The organism is Limnobacter sp. (assembly GCF_036405155.1).
Lineage (GTDB): Bacteria > Pseudomonadota > Gammaproteobacteria > Burkholderiales > Burkholderiaceae_B > Limnobacter.
Genome location: NZ_DASWYD010000010.1, coordinates 144,526 through 162,250, shown reverse-complemented (window position 1 = coordinate 162,250; position 17,725 = coordinate 144,526). Strand labels below are relative to the sequence as shown.

General features: G+C 55.8%; 17 protein-coding genes. 3 read left to right on the top strand and 14 right to left on the bottom strand.

Annotation, left to right across the window (positions count from 1 at the left end; translation table 11 throughout):
* The first annotated feature begins 22 nt into the window (after nucleotides 1-22).
* Both pepN and VGE55_RS14885 read left to right on the top strand, forming a co-directional pair.
* Nucleotides 23-2,740: an aminopeptidase N gene (gene pepN, locus VGE55_RS14890; protein WP_331132455.1), complete on the top strand. Its 2,718-nt coding sequence runs from the start codon at nucleotides 23-25 to the stop codon at nucleotides 2,738-2,740.
* Nucleotides 2,741-2,785: 45 nt separating this feature from the next.
* Nucleotides 2,786-3,784 (top strand): class 1 fructose-bisphosphatase, encoded by a 999-nt coding sequence (locus tag VGE55_RS14885; protein ID WP_331132454.1) that lies wholly within the window; start codon nucleotides 2,786-2,788, stop codon nucleotides 3,782-3,784.
* Between the two features lie 8 nt (nucleotides 3,785-3,792).
* On the opposite strand, the gene VGE55_RS14880 is transcribed toward VGE55_RS14885, so the two are convergent.
* Nucleotides 3,793-5,388 carry a M48 family metallopeptidase gene (locus tag VGE55_RS14880; protein ID WP_331132453.1) on the bottom strand — a complete coding sequence of 532 codons (1,596 nt, stop codon included), beginning with the start codon at nucleotides 5,386-5,388 and terminating at the stop codon, nucleotides 3,793-3,795.
* Nucleotides 5,389-5,515: 127 nt separating this feature from the next.
* Here VGE55_RS14880 and moaC point away from each other — a divergent pair, with 127 nt between their 5' ends.
* Entirely contained in the window at nucleotides 5,516-6,007 is a 492-nt protein-coding gene (gene moaC, locus VGE55_RS14875) for a cyclic pyranopterin monophosphate synthase MoaC (RefSeq protein ID WP_331132452.1), read from the top strand.
* 26 nt (nucleotides 6,008-6,033) lie between these two features.
* Here the strand turns inward: moaC and VGE55_RS14870 are convergent, their stop codons facing one another.
* The 13 genes from VGE55_RS14870 to VGE55_RS14810 form a co-directional block, all read right to left on the bottom strand.
* Nucleotides 6,034-6,573 (bottom strand): pilin, encoded by a 540-nt coding sequence (locus VGE55_RS14870; RefSeq protein WP_331132451.1) that lies wholly within the window; start codon nucleotides 6,571-6,573, stop codon nucleotides 6,034-6,036.
* A 171-nt stretch (nucleotides 6,574-6,744) separates the two neighbouring features.
* Complete coding sequence (sucD, locus tag VGE55_RS14865) at nucleotides 6,745-7,632, bottom strand: succinate--CoA ligase subunit alpha (RefSeq protein ID WP_331132450.1); 888 nt, start codon at nucleotides 7,630-7,632, stop codon at nucleotides 6,745-6,747.
* Nucleotides 7,633-7,725: 93 nt separating this feature from the next.
* Complete coding sequence (gene sucC, locus VGE55_RS14860) at nucleotides 7,726-8,892, bottom strand: ADP-forming succinate--CoA ligase subunit beta (protein ID WP_331132449.1); 1,167 nt, start codon at nucleotides 8,890-8,892, stop codon at nucleotides 7,726-7,728.
* 266 nt (nucleotides 8,893-9,158) lie between these two features.
* Nucleotides 9,159-9,770, bottom strand: coding sequence for a regulatory protein RecX (locus VGE55_RS14855; protein ID WP_331132448.1), 612 nt, complete (start codon nucleotides 9,768-9,770; stop codon nucleotides 9,159-9,161).
* Nucleotides 9,751-10,818, bottom strand: coding sequence for a recombinase RecA (recA, locus tag VGE55_RS14850; protein WP_331132447.1), 1,068 nt, complete (start codon nucleotides 10,816-10,818; stop codon nucleotides 9,751-9,753). Before recA ends, VGE55_RS14855 begins: the two co-directional genes overlap by 20 nt.
* 61 nt (nucleotides 10,819-10,879) lie before the next feature.
* Nucleotides 10,880-11,365 carry a CinA family protein gene (locus VGE55_RS14845; protein WP_331132446.1) on the bottom strand — a complete coding sequence of 162 codons (486 nt, stop codon included), beginning with the start codon at nucleotides 11,363-11,365 and terminating at the stop codon, nucleotides 10,880-10,882.
* 30 nt (nucleotides 11,366-11,395) lie between these two features.
* On the bottom strand, nucleotides 11,396-11,914 hold the full coding sequence (locus VGE55_RS14840) for a phosphatidylglycerophosphatase A (RefSeq protein ID WP_331132445.1): 519 nt from the start codon (nucleotides 11,912-11,914) through the stop codon (nucleotides 11,396-11,398).
* Nucleotides 11,915-11,963: 49 nt separating this feature from the next.
* Entirely contained in the window at nucleotides 11,964-13,043 is a 1,080-nt protein-coding gene (gene thiL / locus VGE55_RS14835) for a thiamine-phosphate kinase (protein WP_331132444.1), read from the bottom strand.
* An 18-nt stretch (nucleotides 13,044-13,061) separates the two neighbouring features.
* Nucleotides 13,062-13,520 (bottom strand): transcription antitermination factor NusB, encoded by a 459-nt coding sequence (gene nusB, locus VGE55_RS14830; RefSeq protein ID WP_331132443.1) that lies wholly within the window; start codon nucleotides 13,518-13,520, stop codon nucleotides 13,062-13,064.
* Complete coding sequence (ribH, locus tag VGE55_RS14825) at nucleotides 13,513-14,016, bottom strand: 6,7-dimethyl-8-ribityllumazine synthase (protein WP_331132442.1); 504 nt, start codon at nucleotides 14,014-14,016, stop codon at nucleotides 13,513-13,515. The genes nusB and ribH overlap by 8 nt, the downstream gene beginning before the upstream one ends.
* On the bottom strand, nucleotides 14,013-15,137 hold the full coding sequence (gene ribBA, locus VGE55_RS14820) for a bifunctional 3,4-dihydroxy-2-butanone-4-phosphate synthase/GTP cyclohydrolase II (RefSeq protein ID WP_331132441.1): 1,125 nt from the start codon (nucleotides 15,135-15,137) through the stop codon (nucleotides 14,013-14,015). The genes ribH and ribBA overlap by 4 nt, the downstream gene beginning before the upstream one ends.
* 12 nt (nucleotides 15,138-15,149) lie before the next feature.
* Nucleotides 15,150-16,724, bottom strand: coding sequence for an apolipoprotein N-acyltransferase (gene lnt, locus VGE55_RS14815; protein ID WP_331132440.1), 1,575 nt, complete (start codon nucleotides 16,722-16,724; stop codon nucleotides 15,150-15,152).
* Nucleotides 16,724-17,656, bottom strand: coding sequence for an HlyC/CorC family transporter (locus VGE55_RS14810; protein WP_331132439.1), 933 nt, complete (start codon nucleotides 17,654-17,656; stop codon nucleotides 16,724-16,726). Before VGE55_RS14810 ends, lnt begins: the two co-directional genes overlap by 1 nt.
* Nucleotides 17,657-17,725: the final 69 nt, after the last annotated feature.

The window sequence follows — 17,725 nt, the reverse complement described above, 5'->3', positions numbered from 1 at the left end:
TTACCCAGCAGGACCCCACGCCATGAAAGACGCGCCAGCGACCGTGACCTTTTACCGCAAGGATTACAAAACGCCCAACCACCGGATTGTCAAAACAGACCTGGTGTTTGAGCTGAGCCCATCGCGGACCAAGGTCAAAAGCCGCTTGAAGTTTGAAGCGTGGGATGATCAAGTGACCGACACGGCCGCACTGGAGCTGGATGGCGAGGCGCTCGAGTTGGAGTCCGTCATTCTCAATGGTCGCACGCTGTCGAGCACTGAGTATCAGCAAACCGATGCGGGCTTGACCATTCCCAATGCGGGCAAGCAAGGGGTGCTGGAGCTGACGGTGTACAACCAGCCCGACCAGAACACACGCCTGGAGGGCTTGTACGTCTCCAACGGCAATTTTTTCACGCAGTGCGAAGCCCAGGGGTTTCGACGGATTACCTACTTTCCAGACCGGCCCGATGTGCTCAGCAAGTTCACGGTCACGCTGATCGCCAACAAGGCCACCCACCCGGTGACTTTGAGCAACGGCAACCTGCTGGAAGCCCGAGACTTGGGCGAGGGGCTGCACCTGACCCGCTGGGAGGACCCCTTCCCCAAGCCCGCTTACCTGTTTGCACTGGTGGGCGGTAATTTTGTGTGCCAGGAAGAGACCATCACCAAAGGCAACGGGCAGCAGGCCTTGCTGCAGGTGTGGGTTGAGCCGGGTAATCTGGACAAAACCGACTTTGCCATGCAAAGCCTGAAGCGTTCGATTGAGTGGGACCGCCAGCGTTTTGGTCTGGACCTTGACCTGGACCGCTTCATGATTGTGGCCACCGCCGACTTCAACATGGGGGCGATGGAAAACAAGGGCTTGAATATTTTCAACACCAAGTTTGTGTTTGCCAACCCGCAGTTGGCCACCGATGTGGACTTTGAGAATGTGGAAAGCGTGGTCGGGCATGAATACTTCCACAACTGGACAGGCAACCGTGTGACCTGTCAGGACTGGTTCCAGCTTTCCCTGAAAGAAGGGTTGACCGTGTTTCGGGACCAGGAATTTTCAGCGGATATGCTGACGCATGGCCTGAGCCCGGAACAAGCGGCTTCTGCCAGGGCGGTGAAACGCATTGATGATGTGAAGGTGCTGCGCGCTGCACAATTTCCGGAAGATGCTGGCCCCATGGCCCACCCCATCCGCCCCGACAGTTATCAGGAAATCAACAATTTCTACACGGTGACCGTGTATGAAAAAGGGGCCGAGGTGATCCGCATGCAGCACACGCTGCTGGGCGAGGCCTTGTTTCAACGCGGCATGCAGATTTATTTTGAACGCCATGATGGGCAAGCGGCCACGTGTGAACAATTTGTATCCGCCATGGAAACTGCTTTGCAGGAAAGCAACCCAGCGCTGAACTTAAAACAGTTTCGGCACTGGTATGCACAAGCGGGCACACCCGAGGTACATGCCACCTGGGCTCACAACGTGAGCCTGGGTGAATTCACCCTCACCTTGAAACAACGCTGTGCCCCAACACCGGGCCAGGCAAGCAAACCAGCCTTTCACATTCCGATTCGACTGGGGTTTGTGGACCAGCAAGGCCGAGACCAAACATTGGCATTAAAAGGGGACACCACCGCCTTGCGGGGCGATGTACTGAACCTGACCGAGACCGAGCAGCGCTTTGTATTTACAGGACTGCATACGCCCGTGGTGCCATCCCTGTTGCGCGGGTTTTCTGCGCCGGTGAATTTGCGCACCAGCCACAGTTCGGCGGACCATATTTTTTTGGCAGCCCATGACAACGACCCGTTCAACCGCTGGGATGCAGGTCAACAGGTGTATGCCAAGGCAGTGCTGGAAGTGTTGGAACGGCAAGGCGACACCCACGGCGAGGCTGTTCAGGCGGCATTGGAGGTGTTTGGCAATTTGCTGAAAGACAAGCGCCTGTCGGATGGCTATTTGGCGATTGCATTGCAGTTGCCGGGCGAAGGCGCCCTGTTCGAGCAGCAGGAGGGCCTGGTTGACCCGGTGGCCTTGCACATGGCCCGCTGTGCACTTCGAGATCGATTAAGCGCCCAATTCCAAGGGGAGTTGATGGGGCTTTATAGCGCACGCCACAAGCCAGGGGAGCCCTATGCCTACACCACCGTGGCGGCAGGCGAACGTGCACTGAAGAACATTTGCTTGGGGTACCTGGTGGCTGGCGGAGAGCCAGAGGACATGGCCTTGGCACAACGCCAATATGCGGACTGCAACAACATGACCGACCGTGTGGCTGCCCTTAGTTCGCTGGTGTTCAATGGACCTGCCAACGCGCCCGAGCTGACCCATTATTACCAGTTGTTTGAACAGGAGGCCTTGGCGATTGACAAGTGGTTCATGCTGCAAGCCACAGTGCCAGCGAGCAATACCGACGTGGACACACTGGCGATGGTCAAATCCTTGCTGAAGCACCCGGCGTTCACCTTGAAAAACCCCAACAGGGCTCGTTCGCTGCTGGGTGCGTTTGCCATGCAAAACCCCAGCGTGTTTCACCAGCACAGCGGCCAAGGCTACGCATTGTGGGCGGACCTGGTGATTGAACTCAATGGCATCAACCCCCAAGTGGCTGCAAGAATGGCCCGTGCCCTGGACCGTTGGACCAAACTGGTCACCCCGTTGCAAATGCATGCGCGCCGAGCGTTGGAACGCATTCATGGCACCGACAAACTGTCGCCTGATGTGCGTGAAGTCATCGGCAAAGCCCTGGCTGCTGCACCGCACTGAGCGACCCTTCGGTACAATATCGGCAAATTTTCAATCAGGACCACCATGAGCATGACCACTTTAAGCCAGTACCTGAAAGCCGCGGAAGGCGCTGCAGGGCGCGGCCGGGTTACACCGGAATTGAGTACCCTGATTCAAGCGCTGTCGGGTGTTTCGCAACACATTTCGGCCGCTGTTCACAAAGGCGCTTTGAGTGGCGTGCTGGGCACGGCAGGTACTGAAAACGTTCAAGGGGAAACGCAGAAAAACCTCGACATCATTGCCAATGACATGATCTTGGTGGCCTTGGCGGCCAGTGGTGTTGTGGCGGGCATGGCTTCTGAAGAACTGGATGATTGCTCCCCTGTTCCGGGTCACGCCGACAAACCCTATTTGGTTTTGTTCGATCCACTGGACGGGTCGAGCAACATTGACGTCAATGTGTCCATCGGGACGATTTTCTCGGTGCTGCCCAATCCAGGCACTGGAGAAATCACCAATGCCAGCTTCCTGCAGCCCGGCACAGCTCAGGTGGCCGCTGGCTATGTGGTATACGGTCCACAAACGTCGTTGGTGCTGACCTTTGGCAACGGTGTGGCTGCATTCACGCTGGATCGCGAGGCCGGTGAATATGTACTGACCACACCCAGCATGGAGATTCCAGTGGACACCAAGGAATTTGCCATCAACATGTCCAACCAGCGGCATTGGTACCCACCGGTACAGAAATACATTGCCGAACTGTTGGCTGGCAAAACAGGGGAACGCGGCAAGGACTTCAACATGCGCTGGATTGCGTCCATGGTGGCCGATGTGCACCGCGTGTTGACCCGGGGCGGCATCTTCATGTACCCCAAGGATTTGAGGGACCCCAACAAGCCCGGCAAGCTTCGCTTGATGTATGAAGCCAACCCGATGAGCCTTCTGGTTGAGCAAGCCGGTGGCCAATCGTTTGATGCAGCCCAACGTATTTTGGACATTCAGCCCACCGAGCTGCACCAGCGTTGCGCCGTGATGCTGGGTTCAGCCCATGAAGTGCAGCGGGTGGCCGGCTACCACCAGTAAGCACATGCTCAAGGCCCGTTCCCACTGGCCTTGAGGTATTCACGTTCCTCGTCAGCCTTGCGCTTGTATTCTCGCTGCTTGGCGTCAATTTCAGCGAGCAGGTAGTAGTTGTCTTGTGCGTATTGCTTGGCAATTTGGGTTTGCTCGATGGCTGGCAAGTACGCGCCGCGCAGGCTGTAGGATTGCGCCAAATACAAGTGCTGGTCCGCCCGTTTGCCCAAGGCCAGCGAGCTTTGGGACAGCAGCTCGAACAATTGCGGGTTGGAACGATAGATTTGAGTCAGGTCACGAAGATAAGCATCGGACTGCTGGAACAGCCCCAAGCGCTGCAAACCGTCGGCGTACAGCACTTTGGCCGACAACTCATTTCGGTAATCACTTTTAAATTGTTCCAGCAGGCCAAGCATGGCTTTACCGTCCGAATCCAGATCAGCGGGCGATTTTGGAGGGCCGACGCTCAACGCCGACTGAGATGGTGGATAGCCCGCATCCAGGCGGGATTCAATCACCTGGCTTTGCAACATGAGTGGGGGCACAACAGGCTTGCCCGCATTTGCTTTGCGAAAAAGCTCGATGGCATGCAAGGCTGATTCTTCCGCGTCCTTCTTTTTTTGCATGTTGGCGTACACCAAGGACTTGCCGTACTCCAAAGCAACTGGATTGGTGAACCCATCCTGTTCATTGGGCGAATTCAAGGCCTTCAGACGATCTGTCCACTGTTGACTGGTTTTGTCGCCATACACCAGCGACTTCATGCGCAGCAACTCAAACTCGAGTGGTGCCGGGGGGCGAGCCACTTTGCCTGCATCAATGCCGACACGATTGCGAATGTCGGCAATTCGCTCGGTGGTCAGCGGGTGAGTGCGAAGGTAGGCTGGCGCATTGTTTTCATACAGTCGGGAGGCCGTTTGCAGACGACCAAAAAAATCCACCATGCCTTGGGTGTTGAAACCAGCCGATTGCAGGGTTTGAAAACCCACCCGATCTGCCTCACGTTCGGCATCCCGCGAAAACGCAAGCTGCTGGTCAATGCCGTAACCGGCCCCTGCAGCCATAATGCCAGTTGCGGCTTGTGGATTGCTGGCTGCAACGAGGATGGCGGCGATCATGGCTGCCGCCGACACCATGGTGGTCTGCTTTTGTTGACCAAAACGACGGGCGATGTGGCGCTGGGTGACGTGGCCCACCTCGTGCGCCAGCACGGAGGCCAACTCGGACTCGTTGCGGGCAGCTGCAATCAAACCCGTGTGCACCCCGATATAACCACCGGGCATGGCGAAGGCGTTGATGGCTTTGTCGGTCACCAGAAAAAATTCAAAATTGGCCGGAGACTCACCGGCGGCCTGCACAATGCGCGCACCGAGCTTGGTGAGATAACCGGTGATTTCCGGGTCTGAATTGACTGCGCCATAAGCCTTGTAATCACGCATGATCAAGGCACCCAAGCGCCGCTCATCCTGAACCGATAACTCAGCCCCCCCGGCGTCTCCCAAGCTGGGCAAATTGCTCAGCGCATCAGCGTGTGCCGACGGTCCGGGTAAAGCCGACAGCATGCCCGCTATCAAGGCAATGCTGGTGAGGGTTTTGCGAATGCGAATAGCCATCGGCGACAATCAGGAGATGAACCTCTGGGTATGATAGCGCGATGCTTACCCAGTTCAACCGATGTTGCCTAGGGGGGCGCTAAAATTGCAGTAAAGATCAGTAAACCGCATTTTCAGGAAGCAGCGCATGAACGGTCTCACACACTTTGATCAGCACGGGAATGCCCACATGGTGGATGTGGGCTCCAAAACCGAAACCGAACGCAAGGCTGTGGCCACCGGCCGTATCCGGCTGGGCGCCGAAGCGTATGCGGTGTTAAAGGCAGGCAGCAGCAAAAAAGGAGATGTTCTGGGTGTGGCGCGGATTGCCGCTATCCAGGGCGCCAAACGCACATCGGACTTGATTCCGCTGTGTCACCCGCTGCCTCTGACCCGATTGGCCGTGGAATTTGAGCTGAATGATGTGCAGTGTGAAGTAACCTGCAACTGCACTGCACAGACCGTGGGAAAAACGGGTGTTGAGATGGAGGCCCTCACGGGCGTTCAGGTGGGCTTACTGACCATTTACGACATGCTGAAGGCGATTGACAAAGGCATGGTCATGTTGGAAACGCGTCTCGTTGAAAAGCGAGGAGGTAAAAGCGACTTTACTGGCTCAACCTCATCCACACCCGAATGAGGTTGAACCATCACGCACCTCTAACCTTAGACTGGGTCGTTGCGGCAAATTGCGGGAACCAGGTTGTAGGCATCAGTTTTCGCGGTGCCTGCTAGAGCAGCGGCCGTTGATGTACCGACTGAACACCTCCAGCTCACAATGGTGTCGCCGTTGGCCGCATTCAGTCGGGCGCCTGCAGCGTTCAGAGGCTGAAGGATAATGGACTGGTTGCGAATAGCTGTTGGTAAAACACTGGTATTGACCAAATTCACCACCACCGCTGGCGGGTTGTTGGTGATTGCAACAGACCTTACGTTGTCGGTGGCCACCGTTGGACAGTTGGCATCGGAGTTGGTAGTGGGTACAGCACCCTTGGTAGAGTAAAACTCGATAAAGCCAGTTTTACAGGTTTGAGCGTAGTTGATGGCTTCCGACACCCGACCACGTGCCAAGTAGTTTGCAAAGGCCGGTACAGCAATGGCTGCCAATACACCAACGATGGCGATCGCAATCATCAGTTCAATCAAAGTAAAACCGCCAGCCCTGCTGTTCAGGGCACGACGGGGAAGACTTGCGTATGGGCTCATGGTTATCCTCAAAGGAGTGGTCAGTGAGCCTTTATTGTTCTTCAACGCTGTGCGAGCGCATTACCCCCATTTGCGGGAAAAAACAAAACCCCACCTGTAGGGATTAACAGGTGGGGTTTTTAATCGCAAAAAACGTCACAATGCGCTCAACATTTGAGCGCAACACATGACTTACATGCCGATTGCCTTTTTCAACAAGCGACCCATTTCGGATGGGTCCTTGGTGACGGTGATACCGCAGGACTCCATCACGGCCAGTTTTTCCTGTGCAGTGCCTTTACCGCCAGAAATAATCGCACCGGCATGGCCCATGCGCTTTCCTGGGGGGGCTGTAACGCCAGCGATAAAACCAACAACAGGTTTTTTCATGTTGTCTTTGACCCAAAGTGCGGCTTCTTCTTCATCGCTGCCGCCAATCTCGCCGATCATCACCACCGCATCGGTGTCGGGATCGTCGTTGAACATTTTCATGACTTCGATGTGCTTCAGTCCGTTGACTGGGTCACCGCCAATACCGACGGCACTGGACTGGCCCAAACCAAGTTCAGACAATTGGCCCACAGCTTCGTAAGTCAACGTGCCCGAGCGAGACACCACACCGATGCGTCCCTTTTTGTGAATATGACCTGGCATGATGCCGATCTTGATTTCATCGGGCGTAATCACGCCGGGGCAATTCGGACCCACCAAAATGGTTTTTCGGCCTTCCTTGCGCATGCGGTCACGCACTTCCATCATGTCGCGCACAGGGATGCCCTCGGTGATGCAAATGACCAAATCCAGGTCGGCCTCAACAGCTTCCCAAATGGCTGCTGCGGCAAAGGGGGGTGGAACATAAATAACCGATGCATTTGCACCAGTCTGTTTTTTGGCATCGGCCACAGTGCCAAAAATAGGCACACCTTCAAAATCCTCACCCGCTTTCTTGGGGTTTACACCCGCCACAAAGCAGTTTTTACCGTTGGCGTATTCGCGGCACATGCGGGTGTGAAACTGACCGGTTTTACCGGTGATACCCTGAGTAATGACTTTGGTGTCTTTGTTGATCAAAATAGACATTGTCTGAATCCTTTACAGTGGCTCGGCCAGTCGTGGGCTGCCGAGCATCAAATCATGCAATTCGGTTGGTTCAACCGACCCTAATACCGGCGCTCAAGCCCCTTGGGTTGCCGCCACCACTTTCTGGGCGGCTTCACCCATGGTGTTGGCAGAAATAATCGGCAAACCGGAATCAGCGAGAATTTTCTTGCCCAGGTCTTCGTTAGTACCCTTCATGCGCACCACCAACGGCACTTTCAACCCCACCGCTTTGGACGCTGCAACCACACCATCCGCGATCACGTCGCAACGCATGATGCCGCCAAAAATATTGACCAGAATGGCCTTCAGATTGGGGTTCTTCAACATGATCTTGAACGCTTCGGTCACTTTCTCGGTGGTAGCACCACCGCCCACGTCCAGAAAGTTGGCGGGCTCGCCACCAAACAGCTTGATGGTGTCCATGGTCGCCATGGCCAAGCCGGCACCGTTGACCAAACAACCAATGTTACCGTCCAGGGAAATGTAGGACAGGTCGAACTTGCTGGCTTCGATTTCGGCCGGGTCTTCCTCAGCCAAATCTCGCATGGCCACAATGTCCGGGTGACGGAACAAAGCATTGGAATCAAAATTCATCTTGGCATCCAGCGCGATGATGTCGCCACTGCCAGTGAGAATCAGCGGGTTGATCTCAGCCAGGCTGGCATCGGTGTCCCAAAATGCTTTGTACAAGCCTTGGAAGGCCACGCGTGCCTTGGCCACAGACGCTGCCGGAATACCGATTTTCGTGGCAAGGCTGTCCGCTTCGGCATCGGTCAGGCCTGTTACAGGGTCCACAAACACTTTGTGAATCAATTCTGGCGTGTGTTCGGCAACTTCTTCAATTTCCATGCCGCCTTCGCTGGAGGCCATCACGCACACGCGCTGGGTGACACGATCAACCACCATGCCCACGTAATATTCTTTCTTGATGTCAGCACCCTCTTCAACCAACAGACGGCTCACCTTTTGGCCCTCAGGACTGGTTTGGTGCGTGATGAGCTGCATGCCGAGAATTTGGCTGGCGTAGGTTTTGACATCGGCCATGCTTTTGGCGACCTTCACGCCACCACCTTTGCCGCGCCCACCCGCGTGAATTTGCGCTTTCACAACCCACACTGGCCCACCGAGCTTTTCAGCAGCCGCAACGGCTTCGTCCACCGAAAAACAGGGATAGCCGGTTGGTACAGCAACGCCATACTTCTTGAGAATTTCCTTGCCTTGATACTCGTGAATTTTCATGTGAATTCCTTGCTGGAAAGTTAACGCGCCTCGGCCTGGATGCACACGGCAGCCGGACAGAGCAATTTCAAACCATGGAGAGTGTTTTGATCGCGTGACAGCGCAAGCGAAGACCCCACAAAACCGCAGGGGCAAGGATGCTGCACGGCGTGCGTGCGTGGAGATTGATTTCCCATCATTCTTTGCTTCTTGTGTCGTCGAATAACGCTTCGTTAGACAACTAGACTATCACTTCTATTGAAACACATAAGCCAAGCGAGACTATATCACGCATCCGCCTGAATCTCGGCAAGCAGACTTTTCCAAGCCTTGTGAATGTTGCCAAATTCAAACCCCCTCGTGCCCAAGCCACGCAGGGCCTTGGCCTTCAGCTTCATGAGGTTTTCCCGTAGTTCAGGCGAATCTTGATCGGCGAGCAAATGCGCCAGGTCAGAGGAAAACCGTTTGCGCAACCAGTCCAGTGCGCGAGCCACTTCAGACGCCAGTACTTCGGGAGGTTCAGCACTGGCATCGCCGGGGCTGCCTGGGTGTTCGACGGACGAGACAGTGGATTGCAGGGAGAGCCCATGCTGAGCCAATTCAGCCTCGATGGCCCGATTGCCCAAGGTGGAAGAGCGACGGCGAACCAGAGACTGACCAAACCGGGTATCGGACTGGAACTGTCGAGATGTGGCCCACTCAATGGCTTCCTCAACTTCTTCAATGGAATAACCGCGTTGAAGAAGCTTGTCACGCAGTTCTTTGCGGGAGTGTTCGCGGCGGGACAGGAATGCCACCGCTTTGGATTTGGCCGATGGCAGCGGGCGTGAGGATGGCTTGACCTGTTCAAAACCATCCTCGGTTACATCGACCAGGGGTTTAGTCCTCCGTGACTTCATCGCCTGCGGTCTTCAGATCTGCAGCCCCCATGGTCCGCACACCCAGTTTTTCACGGATTTTGTTTTCAATTTCCATGGCAATCGCCGGATTGGCCTTGAGAAATTCACGGGCGTTGTCTTTGCCTTGGCCGATTTTCTCGCCGTTGTAGGCATACCAGGCACCGGATTTGTCAACGAAGCCGTGCAACACGCCCAAATCAACAATTTCTCCCTCTCTGGATGTGCCCTGACCGTACAAAATATCGAACTCGGCCTCGCGGAATGGGGGGCTGACCTTGTTCTTGACCACTTTGACGCGGGTTTCATTGCCAATGACCTCATCGGCCTTTTTGATGGAACCTGTGCGGCGAATGTCCAAACGGACAGAGGCGTAAAACTTCAGCGCATTGCCGCCTGTGGTGGTCTCTGGGCTACCAAACATCACGCCGATTTTCATCCGGATTTGGTTAATGAAAATCACCAGGCAGTTGGTCCGCTTGATGTTGGCGGTGAGCTTGCGCAGGGCCTGACTCATCAACCGGGCCTGCAAACCAGGCAAAGAATCGCCCATGTCGCCTTCAATTTCCGCTTTGGGCGTGAGCGCGGCCACCGAGTCGATAATCACCAAGTCCACGGAACCGGAACGCACCAAAGCATCCACAATTTCAAGGGCCTGTTCGCCCGTATCGGGTTGGGAAATCAGCAGGTCGGACAGGTTGACACCCAGCTTCTGAGCGTACTGTACGTCCAGTGCGTGTTCAGCATCGATGAATGCGCAGGTACCGCCCAGCTTCTGCATTTCTGCAATAACCTGCAGGGTCAGTGTTGTTTTACCGGAAGATTCGGGACCATAAATTTCGACCACACGGCCACGCGGCAGACCACCAATGCCCAGCGCGATGTCCAGGCCCAGGGACCCGGTGGAAACGGACTGAATGTCGTGTTCAACCTCGTTTTCACCAAAACGCATGATGCTGCCCTTGCCAAACTGCTTTTCAATTTGGCTTAGCGCAGCAGCCAGTGCTTTCACTTTGTCTGCTGATTGGTTCTTGGTCCGCAAGTCTTCCATGGTTTGCCTTCAACGAATCGGTTGTTAATGCCTGAATTATTGCACAGAATTTACTGTTTATCTATACAGTCTTTTTGAGTGATACCTTGGAGAGGATTTCTAACCCGGTTTGTACCGCCTGAGCCCGCACCGCCGCGCGGTCTCCGTCGAATACCTTGTGGAATGCTTCAATCGATTTGTGGCGCACGGCCAGGCCAAACCACACAGTCCCCACCGGCTTTTCGGCAGACCCACCACCTGGACCTGCAATGCCAGAAATGGACAGACAGCAATCCACACCCAGGGCGACCATGCCGCCATTGGCCATTTCCTTGACACATTCTTCGCTGACGGCGCCATGGGTTTCCAACGTTGACTCGCGGACATACACCGATTTCATTTTCACAGCGTTGGAGTAGGTGATAATCCCGCCTTCGAAAAAATCGCTGGAACCGGCAAAGCTGGTGATGGCACTGCCCAGGCCGCCCCCGGTGCAGGATTCCACCACCCCCAATTTGGCTCGGGCCTCCCGGAATTGCCGGGCAATTGCTTCAAGTTCTGTGTTCATGAGAATCAAACCGGTCCGGTGCCTGAGGATTCAATATAACCATTCATTCGTCCAGCGTGCGGCCAAGGCCAGCACAAACAAGCTGATCAAGGCAGCCACGATGTCGTCCCACATCACGCCAAATCCATTCTTCCAGCGTTGATCAAACCAGCGAATGGGTGGCGGCTTGACCATGTCGAAAAAGCGGAAAACCACCACGCAAGCCAATTGCTGCAGCGGCGTTGAATACACGGGTGCCGCCACCAGCAACACCAGCCAAATGGCCACCACTTCGTCCCACACAATGCTGCCATGGTCAGCAACACCCAACGCTCGACCCGTGATATGACAACAGACACAACCTACACCGAAAGCCAGGGTGAGCAGAGCCCCCCAAAGCGACAGGGAGGGAATGTGGGGTGCCATCCAGACATAGGTCAACCAGCCAAACAGCGTTCCAAAGGTGCCTGGCACCACCCACGCCAAACCACTGCCAAAACCCAAAGCCAACAGGTGTGCTGGGTTGGACAGGGCAAACTTCCAGTCTGGTCGGATTTTCCGGCTTGGCATGGCGTGCATCAACAACCTGAGCTGAAAGGATTGGGCATCTGGTCAGACATTAAAAGTGGGTAAATGACCGTGAATTTAATGGTACAGGATTCGAAGCGCTGCCTGCCAAGGCCTGCAACCAAACGCCCTGCCCAGCCCTCACCTCCCCCAACGCAAACAGCGAATGGTTATCGGACAACTGCAGGATGGCCTCGTTGGCCGATGGGGGTGCCGTAAAACACAGGCTGTAGTCGTCCCCCCCTGTGACTGCGCAATCCAGCAGAAACGTCAACGACGCAGCGTCCAATTGGCCACACCATTGGGGAAACTCGCGATGCCAGGCTTCGATCAGGGCGGATTCATTCAACACCAGTGCAAGCTGACTGGCTTTGGCGATGTGCGCGACATCACCACTGAGTCCATCGGAGGTGTCCAGACAGGCGTGCGCAATGCCGCGCAATTGATGCCCAAGTTCAACCTGGGGTTGGGGCTGATTCAGCTGGCGGCTGGCGCGATGGCACAGTTCTGGTGGCAGCCCGGCACGGAAGGATGACCAAACGGGCGGTGGACTGCTGAGCAGCGTGCCAAGCAGCCCCCGTTGATCAGCTTCGATCAACAAGCCGATGCGGGCCAAACCGGGCAGACCTTGCACCCAGAGTTGATCGCCAACCTGGGCGGCGGATCTTGGAAAACCAGGGTGCGAGGCCGGCGCCTGTCCGAATACGGTGATGGTGATGGACAAACCCGTTGCATGGTTCGCCCGCGTGGTGTCGCCACCCACCAAGGGGCAGTTGTAGCGCTCGGCAATGGACAGCAAGCCCTTGGAGAATCCAGTCAACCAGTCGGGATTTAATTCCGGAAGGCTTAAAGCCAGCGTGAAGCCCAAAGGCTCGGCACCGCAGGCCGCCAAATCAGACAGGTTGACCGCCAGGGACTTCCAACCCAAATCCACGGGCGACACATCCGGATAAAAATGCACGCCTGTGACCAAGGTGTCGGTCGACACAAACAGGCGATGCCCCGGGGCGGGATTCAGAACGGCGCAGTCATCGCCAATACCGGCGGGCACCTGCAAGGTGTGCCTTGCCAACAGGGGCGCAAAAGGCTCCTTGAAATACCGGTCAATCAGGCCGAATTCCGGACTGGCCATTCGACACGCTCCACGGGTTTATTGCGCGCGAATTTCCGCCTGACGCGCTTGTCCAGCCACTTTGTCCAACACACCGTTGATGAACTTGAACGCGTCGGTGCCACCAAAGGTTTTGGTCAACTCAACGGCTTCGTTGATCACCACGCGGTATGGAATATCCAGGTGTGTGTTCATTTCATGCGTGCCCAGCACCAGCACTGCTTTTTCAACGGGGCTGAGCTCGGGCCAGGGCCGATCCACGAATGGCTGGATTTGATGGATCAAGTCTTCGAGATTGCGAACCGAACCGTGCAACAGCGACTGATAATGTGCGCGATCCGCCTTGTCAAAGCCGGGGGCATCCTGAATGTGGGCATCAATTTCGCCCACCTCGCTGGGATTCAAAAACCACTGATACAGGCCCTGCAAGGCCAGTTCACGAGACCGGCGACGGGCATTCCGGGTATGACCGCGGCGCTTTTGATCGTCATCACTCATCCACTTCATCTCCGCTCAAGCCGGGCAGGTTGTCATCCAAGGTCATCATGAGGTTGCCCATTTCAACAGCACAACGGGCTGCATCCACGCCTTTGTCCTCAATGCGCTCAATCGCCTGGTCTTCGGTGTAGGTGGTCAGCACCATGTTCACCACTGGCACATCATTGTCAATCGCCACTGCCGATATGCCGCGTGCGCTTTCGTTGCAGACAATTTCGAAATGGTAAGTGTCACCTTTGATGACGCAGCCCAGGGCCACGAGCACATCAAACTCGCCCGACTGCGCCAAACGTTGCAATGTGATCGGCAACTCCATCGCACCCGGCACAGTCATGTGCAGGATGTCTTCATTGAGCACACCCAAACGCAACAACTCGCTGCAGCAGGCCCGCCACAACCCGTCGGTGATTTCTTCATTGAAACGCGCCTGAACAACGCCCACGCGGATGCCATCGCCATTCAGATTTGCGGGCACACTTCCCGGCTTGTTGCTCATTTGCCTTCTCCATGAATGTAGCCAGACACTTCCAGATCAAAGCCGGCCATGCTGGGCATTTTCCGGGGGCGGGACAAGAGTTTCATTTTGTTCACCCCCAGGTCCTTCAAAATTTGGGCACCCACGCCATAAGTGCGCAGGTCTGGGCTTGAACCAGCGCCTTTTCGACTGGTGGTGCCACGTTGCTCGATGTCGTCCAGGGATGCAAACTGCCCCAGCAAACGGTCGGATGACACGTTGCAGTTCAAGAGCACAATCACACCGGCCCCCTCTTCCACCACGCGCTTCATGGCTGCGGGAATTGAAAAAGAATGCTCGGAATACCGCGCTTCTAGGAAATCGATCATGGAAGTGGGTTCGTGCACACGCACCAGCATTTCACGATCGGGGTCCACTTGACCATACACCAAGGCAAAGTGGGCACTGGCCGTGGGCTTGTCGCGATACGACACGCAACGGAACTCACCTTCTACTGTGTTCAGGGTGCGTTCATGCATCCGTTCAATCAAGGATTCGTTGGCACTTCGGTATTGAATCAGGTCGGCAATCGTGCCGATTTTCAGATTGTGCTCTTTGGCAAATTCAATCAGATCGGGCAGGCGGGCCATGGTCCCGTCGTCTTTCATGATTTCGCAAATCACAGACGCTGGTGTTAGGCCAGCCATGGCAGCCAGATCGCAACCGGCCTCAGTATGCCCAGCACGCATCAACACCCCGCCGTTGACCGCTGACAACGGGAAAATGTGGCCGGGCTGCACCAAGTCTTCAGGCTTTGCATTGCGGTTAACAGCCACGCGAATGGTGTGGGCACGGTCCGCTGCGGAAATACCGGTGGAGACCCCCTCGGCGGCCTCAATCGACACGGTGAAGTTGGTGCCATGTGAAGACCCGTTGGCCTGCACCATGGGCCGCAGGCCCAACTGACGACATTTTTCTTCAGTCAATGTCAGGCAAATCAAGCCGCGCCCAAACTTGGCCATGAAGTTGATGGCCTCGGGGGTGACGAAATCGGCCGCCAGCACCAGATCACCCTCGTTTTCACGGTCTTCCTCATCAACGAGGATCACCATGCGACCGTTGCGCATTTCTTCAACAATCTCGCGTACAGGACTAATCGACATGGCAAGACACTTTCAAATTGGAATACCGCTATTGTAAGCCCTTGCGCGACGGTCTCGAAGCACCATCAGCACAAGCACAACGCCCCAAATGCCAAACCAGAGGAAAGACCCTAGACGGGAAAACAGGGTTCTGCCCTTCCGTCCTTCAATTTGGCCATCCCACACCATGGCTTGGCCCGGCGCAACTTTGACCACCCATCGACCATGGTCATCCACCAAGCCAGACAAGCCCGTGTTGGTGACGCGCAATCCCGGCTTGCGGTGCTCAGCCGAGCGCGTACGTCCCATTTGCGCATGCTGATCCAGCGCCCACGACTGTCCAAACCAGGCCAGATTGCTCAGGTTCAACAGCACCGTCGGCTCATGCTTGGCATCCGCCAGCAGCCCAGCAAACTCACCACTGAAAATGTCTTCGTAGCAAACCGTTCCAGCCACCGATTGACCCGCAATGCGCAACGGCTCCAAAGGACCTTGGCCACGACTGAATTCACCCATGGGCATGTTGAGCATGCCGACAAACCAAGCAAAGCCGGTGGGGATGAACTCTCCAAAAGGGACGAGATGTCGCTTGTCGTGTCGACGCTGCGGGATCAACAGGTCTCTGTCCCGCTCTGCGCCATTGAACACAACAATAGAGTTGTAATAGTCCCGGCCTTCTTGAATGGCAGAGCCCATCACAACATCAATTTTTCCGGGAACACCAAAATCTCTAAATCGCTGCTGCCAAACATCGGGCGTGTCTGTCCACACCAAAGGGTTGACGGTTTCTGGGAACAACAGCGCGCCGCCCGAGGGTGATGCGTCCAGTTTGGCCCGGGCAACATCACCCAACTTGAAGGCCTGCTGCATATTCCCGATGATGCGGTCCGGGTCGAATTTGATGCTTTGGTCCACATTGGTTTGCACACCCGCAACCGTCAACAGCCCCGCAGACTGAACAGCCACCGGGGCATTCAACAAGGCAGCGAGCAAACCCAACAGACCCAGCAGCTGCAACGATGGCTTGCCCAGCATGGCCCGGCGCTTGATGGCCTCACGCAGGGTTTGAACCAAGGCAGTGGCCACCCACAACACCAGAAACAACGCCCCGTAATTGCCCAGCCAGGGCAACAAATTGGCCAATGGCGAATCAACCAGCGTATCGCCCAAATTGAGCCAGGCAAAGCCCGTGAACAGAGTACCGCGAAGCCATTCGAAGAAGGTCCACGATGCAGCCCAAACGGCTGCAGTGAGCAGGGGTGAAGCCTTGAGTGACTGTGTACGCCCACCCCACCAACGAGGCACCGCACAGGCCAGTGCTGAAAACAGGGCAAGGTAGGCTGAAAAAAGCCCCACCGACAGCACGGCAAACCAGGCCGGCAAACCGCCATAGTGGTGCAAGCTGGTGAACAGCCAATGAACACCGACACAAAAAGCAGCCCATCCAAACCCAAAGCCAAGCCAAGCCGCCTGCTTGTGGCTGGATGTTCGCAACACCACCTCTTGCAAAACAATCAGCAGGGCGAACCCAAGCCACCAGGACGCAAAGGGTGCAAACGACAAAGCCCATGGGGCACCCAGCAGAACGCCGATCAGAACAAACATCATCACAGATTGGCGGCTTTGGGTGACGTGGTTTCGACGTCAGAGGAATGTTCAGCGGATGAGACATCGGACGGCGTTGTGACCTGCACCTTCAGCAACTGAACCTGCCGGGCATCCGCCCGCAACACCTCAAAGCGGATGGTGTCCATCTGCACCACCTCGCCGCGACGAGGCACACGGGCCAGGTGGCAGGACAAAAGCCCCCCCACGGTGTCGGCCTGGTCTGTTTCGAATCGCGTTCCAAAAACCGCATTGAACTGCTCAATTTCGGTCACGGCCTTGACACGGTAAACCCCTGTGTCAGCACCTTCCAGGCTGACAATGTTGTCGGCTTCCTCATCGAAGTCGTATTCGTCTTCAATATCACCCACAATCTGTTCCAGCACATCCTCAATGGTGACCAAACCGGCCACACCGCCGAACTCATCCACCACCAGCGCAATGTGGTTGCGGTTTTGACGAAAATCCCGCAACAACACATTCAGGCGCTTGCTTTCAGGAATAAAAACGGCTGGGCGCAACATGTCCCGAAGATCAACCCCTTCCCGCAACTGGCACTGCAGGAGGTCTTTGGCCAACAACACGCCAATGACGTTGTCGCGTTGGCCCTCATACACCGGGAACCGGGAATGCGACTTGTCCACTGCAAAGCTCAAAATGTCTTCGAGGGAGTCTTCAATGTTGATGAGGTCCATCTGGGCCCGAGGGATCATGATGTCACGGGCAGCCAATTCGCTCACCTGCATCACCCCTTCAATCATGGACAGGGCATCGGCATCGAGCAAGTTTCGCTCATGGGCTTGCTGCAGCACCTCAAGCAATTGCTCGCGATCTTCCGGCTCGCGCAGAAGCAGCCAGGACAAACGTTCTAGCAGCCCCCGCTCGCGCCGGTTGGAAGCGGCTGGCTGAGGCTGCAACGGACTGGGGTCAGACATACGGGTGCATTACCCTCTATTCAATGCAAGGCCTCAAGGATACCGCAAATCACTTGACGGTGTTTTGAC